This window comes from Pseudoalteromonas sp. Of7M-16 (assembly GCF_022347805.1).
Classification (GTDB): Bacteria; Pseudomonadota; Gammaproteobacteria; order Enterobacterales; family Alteromonadaceae; genus Pseudoalteromonas; species Pseudoalteromonas luteoviolacea_F.
Window position 1 is genome coordinate 60,229 of sequence record NZ_JAKRFY010000033.1, and the last position, 6,387, is coordinate 66,615.

A 6,387-nucleotide genomic window follows, 5' to 3' on the forward strand; every position below is an offset into this window, starting at 1 on the left:
TCGACGTGCGATTCACTACATTCTCTTTAGTTTTCTTCAGCTCTCTTAGGTACATGTCGCAGACATTTAGACCTTCGAGCGTGTTTTAGTTGTCCTTATATCGATACACAGTAAAATAGCACAGTGTGTGCACAGTTTAAGGTGAGTAAAATGAGCAAAATTGATCACTCTCTTTTCAATGCGGATCAACATGCATTGGAAAAAGAGTATGAAGTCTGCCCTAAATGTGGTTCAGAGCTGGTGGTCAAACATTCTAAAAACGGGGCTTTTCTTGGCTGTGCCAGTTACCCGACATGTGACTACATTCGCTCTTTTGCTCATCATGACAGTCATGACATTAAAATATTGGACGATGCACCTTGTCCAGAATGTGGTCGCGACCTCGTGATAAGAAATGGTCGATACGGTATGTTTATCGGTTGCACAGGCTATCCTGAGTGCCATTTTATTGTGCACGAAGAAGAAGAGGAAGCACAGACGTTTCCAGCATGTCCAAAATGTCAAAATGGGCACTTACAAAAAAGACAGAACAAATATGGCAAGTTTTTTTACGCGTGTGACGCTTACCCTAAATGTAAATATAGTTTGAATCAGATCCCCGTTGCACATCAATGTGAGCAATGTGATTGGCCCGTCATGGTGCAAAAAAAGCGTGCGGGTAAAGCTATGCTACAATGTCCGCAAAAAGCTTGTCAGCATATGATTGAGGATCCCTATGAATCACAGTGAAAACCAAACAGCTAAGCCGCAAACGGCCATTGAAGCGTTGCACCAAGGGGAGTTGATCTGTTATCCAACAGAAGCCATTTTTGGGCTGGGTTGTGATCCAGACAGTGAAAGCGCAGTTCATAAACTATTGGCACTGAAAGAACGTCCAATTGAAAAAGGACTGATTTTGATTGCCGATAATTTTGCTCAATGCTTAAACTATGTTGACGACGCAAAAATCCCAATGGACAAGCGCGCCGAAATATTTTCAGCTTGGCCCGGGCCTGTAACTTGGGTGTTACCTGCAAAGTCTACAACACCCAAATGGCTAACTGGTGAGCACACAAGTATTGCTGTTCGTGTGACTGATCACCCCATTGTTAAGCAATTATGCAAATCATTTGGTAAGCCTTTAGTTTCAACCAGTGCTAACTTTAGCGGCGAAGAGCCAGCTATGACGATTGCACAGGCCCAGAGCATGTTTGGTGAGCGAGTTGGCTATTATCAAGAAGGTGAACTAGGTGGGCGCAATACACCTAGTCAGATCCGCGATGCAATGACTGGTCAAGTATTTAGGAGCTAATGACGTGAGTAAAGTGAATTTAGAGACGGTTAAAGCGTTTTTATTACAGCTTCAGGATGATATTTGCCAGGGGTTAGAACAAGCAGATGGCAGCGGTAAGTTTGTTGAAGATAGCTGGGAGCGTGCAGAAGGTGGCGGTGGTCGAACTCGAGTGCTTAAAGGCGGCACAGTTATAGAGCAAGGTGGAGTTAATTACTCCCATGTTTTTGGTGCGTCAATGCCTGCTTCTGCGACTGCGCATCGCCCTGAGTTGGCTGGCAGAAGTTTTCACGCGTGTGGTGTTTCTTTGGTGATCCACCCAAAAAACCCTCATATCCCAACTAGCCACGCAAACGTACGGTTTTTTATTGCTGAGAAAGAGGGAGAAGCGCCGATCTGGTGGTTTGGTGGCGGCTTTGACTTAACTCCTTTTTATCCTCATTTGGAGGATGTAAAACATTGGCACCAAGTGGCGAAAGACTTGTGTTCTCCGTTTGGAGACGAAGTTTATCCGAAGTATAAAAAATGGTGTGATGATTATTTTTACTTGAAGCATCGTGACGAAACTCGCGGGGTCGGGGGGTTATTTTTTGATGATTTAAATGAGGAAGGCTTTGATAAGAGCTTTGCTTTTATGAAAGCGGTGGGGGAAGGTTTTTTACCTGCCTATACGCCGATCATCTCGCGAAGAAAAGATATGCCTGTAAGTGAACAAGAGCGTGAATTTCAACTTTATCGCCGTGGCCGCTACGTTGAATTTAACCTTGTATGGGATAGGGGAACGTTATTTGGACTACAAAGTGGTGGACGTACTGAGTCTATACTGATGTCTATGCCACCGTTGGCAAGATGGGAGTATGACTTTACACCTGAAGCTGGGTCGAATGAAGCTAAACTATATGAGCATTTCTTGAAGCCTCAAGACTGGTTAAACATTGATGTGTTATAAAAGTAATTAGTGTAATAAAAAAGGAGCTTAATGCTCCTTTTTTATTTGTATGGATTAATTTAGTTTAAAGCCTCTAACCTGTTCATCTAAAGAGCGAGCTAACTCTAACAACTCTTCGCTGACACGTTTACTACCATGGGCGTCTTCTAACGATTGCTCTGCGTTGTCTCGGATAGCGACAACACTTTGATTGATCTCTTCTGCTGCCTGATTTTGCTGCTCTGTTGCGTCGGCAATTTGAACATTCAACGCATTGATCTCATGCATTTGAGATGAAATATCTTTGAGTGCCTGTGCGACTTGTTGCACTTGGGCCGCTCTATCATCGGCTTCAGCGCAAGAGGCATTCATAGCACTAACTGTTTGCTCTGCTTCTTGTTGAAGCTTGTCTATGGTACGACGGATTTCGTCGGTAGAATCATGAGTACGGGTAGCAAGGGTTCTGACTTCATCTGCAACTACCGCAAATCCTCTACCTGCTTCTCCCGCTCGTGCAGCTTCTATCGCGGCATTGAGAGCAAGTAAATTGGTTTGCTCTGCGATACTGCTGATCACTTCAAGTACTTTTCCGACCGCCAGCGTTTGTGTTTGTAATTGACTGACTTGATTTGCCGCATCGCGAATATCGCCAGCTAATTGATTGATACTTTGCTCGGTGGTATGCGCAATCGACATACTTTGCTCAGCAAGGTGATTGCTACTGTCGGATTTTTCAGATGCAAAGTGAGTGGTATTTTTTACTTCACTGGAAGAGCTTTCCAGCTCGTTAATTGCAGCTGCTACTGAGTCTGTTCCTTGCTTTTGCGATTGAATTGCTTCTTCTGTGGTCTCAGCCGCTGTGTAAATATGTTCTGCCGAGTGTATTAATATTTTTGATGAACGGGATACCTCGGCAATGTTCTCTTTAAATGCGGACATCATTTTATTGAAATTAGTCGCTAAGCGGCCCAATTCGTCATCTATTTCATCATGAATTCGCAAACTTAAATCTTGGTTAGTTGTAGCTAGGCGCATTGTTTTGCCGAGTTTCTTTAATCTGACGATAAAGAGCTTACGAAATAGTGTACCGAGAATAAAAAAAGCGGTGGCAAATATGGCGGTAAGTATAGTTGTACTAAAAATCGTGTTTTCGTCCACAGTTGTGTCTATATCCCCAAGGGAATAGCTAATTTTCACTGCGCCCAATACATCACCCTCTTTTGCCTGATGACAGCCAAGACAATTGGTCCCTTTATAATCGGCACTTGCAACCATTGGCTTCAAATAGGTCATGACGCGCTTTTCTCCACGCTGTTCAATTACTAATAATTCCTCTCCTCTGAGAGCGGCATGTTCTGCATCTGTTTGGGGGGATTCGTTTGCATTGCCCTGACCGTAAAGCTTATTTACCAGCTCACCACGTACAATATGCGCATCTTCAATATTCTCATGATTACGCAATTTAGCGCCAAGTATATGCCTGTTAGACATAGTGCCTGTGAGCATCATAGTGTTGATAGAATCGAAATAATTATCGGCCAGTAATCTAATATTGGTTTCTACTGTTTGTTCAGCTAGGTTCTTTTGTTGACTGCTATTACTAATAATACTGGCTACCAAAACCAGCACACCGGTAATGGCGAGGAGAGCATATATTTTATGTTGAATAGACTTCACACGCATCGCACCTACTATGAAATAAGCGTTCATTATGCGTGTGAATAATTAAGCAGGGTTTGACTCAGCGCAAAAGTCGCTGAGCTAATGCAAATTTATAAATAGCAATTTTAGTCTTGGTTAATCATATGTGTCGCTAATTGGGCGAGAGATTTACGCAACCCTTCTCGTAGCAGAGGATTATCAATTTCAGCATCGAGTGCTTTATCCATACAGTACATCCATTGATCACGTAACTCTTTGTCAATTGTAAAGGGCATATGTCGCATTCTCAAACGGGGGTGTCCGTATTTCTCGGCAAATAGATCTGGACCACCCAACCAACCAGACAAAAACTCGAAAAATACTTGGCGGATCCTATCAAGTGGCAGTGGGTGCATGTCGTAAAGCGGTTTTGCATAAGGGTCACTTTCCATTATGTCATAAAAGCGATTTGCCAATGCCAGCGTGCCACTTTCACCACCAATTATCTCGTAAGGTGTTCGTTCTGGGCTTGGTGCATGATGATTTTGAGATGTCTTTGGATCTTCACTTGCATCTTTATTAAAGATACGTTTAATTAACTGCTTCATTCACTATCACTATTGTTAGGCTAAAAATGGACAAATATGCGGTTTTTGGTAACCCGATAAAGCATTCTAAATCGCCAGAGATTCATTCGCAATTTGCATCTGGTCTTAACGAGCAGATCGAATACACTGCTATTTTGACACCAGTAGATGGATTTGCGCTTAGTCTCAAAGACTTTTTTGCATCAGGAGGAAAGGGAGCGAATGTCACTTTACCCTTTAAAGAAGAGGCCTATGCATACGCGGATGCCCTTACTGACAGAGCAAAGTTAGCTGGGGCTGTAAATACTCTAAAATTACAAAGCGATGGCTCTATACTTGGTGATAATACTGACGGGGCAGGGCTAGTCGCCGATTTGCAAAGGCATCAAGTACAGCTGCAAAATAGTGTAGTGTTATTGTTAGGTGCTGGTGGTGCAGCAAGGGGTTGTATTTACCCATTGCTGCAAGCTGGTGTCAAACGCATTGTTGTGGCAAACCGAACTGTTGAAAAAGCACTGCAATTGGCTGCGTTGTTTGCACCTTATGGTGAAGTGAATGCTGTGTCGCTCGAAGAGATCCCAAGCTTAGCGTTTGATGGTGTGTTAAACTCAACATCATCAAGCGTTACGGGTGATATACCCAATATAGAGGGATCATTGGTAGCAGATGTGAGCTGGAGTTACGATATGTTTTATTCTGATCATCAAACCAGCTTTTTAAAATGGGTGGCTGATCATAATGCGCAGTGTAAGCTTATTGATGGGATAGGTATGTTGATAGGCCAAGCGGCAGAAGCTTACTCTGTATGGAGAGGTAAACTCCCTGATGTTGAATCTGTACTTACGAAGGTCAAATAATATGAACCAAGCGATATTATTTAATGATGACATTCATTTTGACGCATCGCGCCGTAGATTGGTCTTTACGGCAATGGTATCAGGGATGATTGTACCATGTGTAGTAGAAGTGCCTGAATCGGAGGCTGATCCAGTAATGCACTTTAGAACCCATCAATTCGACTATGAAATGCAGGCCGAAGAGCTCATCGAGGATGAGCATTATTCGTCGTCAGGAGAAGTAGAGTTAACTTTCCTGTAGATATTCATCTTTTAACTCGACATAGTTTTGAGCTGATACCCTTAAAAAAGCAAGCTCTTGATCTGTAAGTTTACGTGCTTGTTTTACTGGGCTACCGACATATAAACAACCTGATTCAAGAGTTTTATTTGGTGGTACTAATGCGCCACCACCTATAATAACATCGTCTTCAACAGTCACATTGTCCATGACGATGGCACCCATACCTACCAAAATGCGGTTACCCAGTTGGCAGCCATGTAGCATAACTTTGTGCCCTACTGTCACATCATCACCTATGATCAGTGGAAAGCCATTTGGGTTAGACGGGCTTTTTCGCGTTAAATGCAAAACACTTCCGTCTTGCACATTAGTGCGTTCGCCAATTCTGATGTAATTGACGTCACCACGAGCAGCAACCAGCGGCCAAACACTACTATCTCTACCAATACTGATGTCACCGACGAGTACTGCGCTTTCGTCTACATATACCCCTGTAGATAATTTAGGGGCGATACCTTTGTATGTTCTTAACATGTTATAAGACTCTCGAAACAACGTAGGCCTAGTGTAGAGGTTAATTATCTAAATCTCTATAGTGCGAGTAAAACCTACCAAAGTACACTAAATGTACTATTTTAATGCGTTTAGATTGAAAATCACTCGAACAGTCCATTATTATAACTTTTCTTAAAAAAGTACTTGCACAATTTTCTAAGCTCCCTATAATGCGCATCCACTGACACGGCGGGCTGCAACGAAAAACGCAAACCAAAGTGAAGGTCAAAGTTAAACGGAAAGCTTAATTAAGAAAAATTAAATTTTCTTGTTGACTTTAAAAGTGAAGCGGTTAATATGGCGCTCCACTTCGCAGCAACGCTGCG

Annotated in this window: 8 protein-coding genes; 5 read left to right on the forward strand and 3 right to left on the reverse strand. The window is 42.7% G+C overall.

The genetic code is table 11. The features are described 5' to 3' along the window. Nucleotides 1-150: 150 nt before the first annotated feature. The 3 genes from MHN81_RS24525 to hemF are packed head-to-tail and all read left to right on the forward strand — an operon-like array spanning nucleotide 151 to nucleotide 2,219. Entirely contained in the window at nucleotides 151-729 is a 579-nt protein-coding gene (locus MHN81_RS24525) for a topoisomerase DNA-binding C4 zinc finger domain-containing protein (protein WP_023400980.1), read from the forward strand. Then, complete coding sequence (locus MHN81_RS24530; RefSeq protein WP_023400981.1) at nucleotides 716-1,291, forward strand: Sua5/YciO/YrdC/YwlC family protein; 576 nt, start codon at nucleotides 716-718, stop codon at nucleotides 1,289-1,291. The genes MHN81_RS24525 and MHN81_RS24530 overlap by 14 nt, the downstream gene beginning before the upstream one ends. A gap of 4 nt (nucleotides 1,292-1,295) precedes the next feature. Next, a complete protein-coding gene (gene hemF / locus MHN81_RS24535) occupies nucleotides 1,296-2,219 on the forward strand; it encodes an oxygen-dependent coproporphyrinogen oxidase (RefSeq protein ID WP_023400982.1) in 924 nt (307 codons plus the stop codon). A 54-nt stretch (nucleotides 2,220-2,273) separates the two neighbouring features. On the opposite strand, the gene MHN81_RS24540 is transcribed toward hemF, so the two are convergent. Further along, complete coding sequence (locus tag MHN81_RS24540; protein WP_023400983.1) at nucleotides 2,274-3,881, reverse strand: methyl-accepting chemotaxis protein; 1,608 nt, start codon at nucleotides 3,879-3,881, stop codon at nucleotides 2,274-2,276. Between the two features lie 104 nt (nucleotides 3,882-3,985). Next, complete coding sequence (locus MHN81_RS24545) at nucleotides 3,986-4,447, reverse strand: group II truncated hemoglobin (protein ID WP_023400984.1); 462 nt, start codon at nucleotides 4,445-4,447, stop codon at nucleotides 3,986-3,988. A gap of 26 nt (nucleotides 4,448-4,473) precedes the next feature. Between MHN81_RS24545 and aroE the strand changes: the two genes are divergently transcribed. Both aroE and MHN81_RS24555 read left to right on the forward strand, forming a co-directional pair. Beyond that, on the forward strand, nucleotides 4,474-5,283 hold the full coding sequence (aroE, locus tag MHN81_RS24550; protein ID WP_239427003.1) for a shikimate dehydrogenase: 810 nt from the start codon (nucleotides 4,474-4,476) through the stop codon (nucleotides 5,281-5,283). A gap of 1 nt (nucleotide 5,284) precedes the next feature. Further along, nucleotides 5,285-5,524 (forward strand): DUF1488 domain-containing protein, encoded by a 240-nt coding sequence (locus MHN81_RS24555; RefSeq protein ID WP_023400986.1) that lies wholly within the window; start codon nucleotides 5,285-5,287, stop codon nucleotides 5,522-5,524. Here MHN81_RS24555 and MHN81_RS24560 read toward each other — a convergent pair. Further along, entirely contained in the window at nucleotides 5,510-6,040 is a 531-nt protein-coding gene (locus tag MHN81_RS24560) for a gamma carbonic anhydrase family protein (protein ID WP_239427004.1), read from the reverse strand. The genes MHN81_RS24555 and MHN81_RS24560 overlap by 15 nt on opposite strands. Between the last annotated feature and the right edge of the window lie 347 nt (nucleotides 6,041-6,387).

Excerpts from the sequence above, each read along its gene's own strand:
- MHN81_RS24525 (WP_023400980.1), top strand. The coding sequence starts at position 151 with ATGAGCAAAATTGATCACTCTCTTTTCAATGCGGATCAACATGCATTG.
- MHN81_RS24530 (WP_023400981.1), top strand. The coding sequence starts at position 716 with ATGAATCACAGTGAAAACCAAACAGCTAAGCCGCAAACGGCCATTGAA.
- MHN81_RS24540 (WP_023400983.1), bottom strand. The coding sequence starts at position 3,881 with ATGCGTGTGAAGTCTATTCAACATAAAATATATGCTCTCCTCGCCATT.
- MHN81_RS24545 (WP_023400984.1), bottom strand. The coding sequence starts at position 4,447 with ATGAAGCAGTTAATTAAACGTATCTTTAATAAAGATGCAAGTGAAGAT.
- aroE (WP_239427003.1), top strand. The coding sequence starts at position 4,474 with ATGGACAAATATGCGGTTTTTGGTAACCCGATAAAGCATTCTAAATCG.
- MHN81_RS24555 (WP_023400986.1), top strand. The coding sequence starts at position 5,285 with ATGAACCAAGCGATATTATTTAATGATGACATTCATTTTGACGCATCG.
- MHN81_RS24560 (WP_239427004.1), bottom strand. The coding sequence starts at position 6,040 with ATGTTAAGAACATACAAAGGTATCGCCCCTAAATTATCTACAGGGGTA.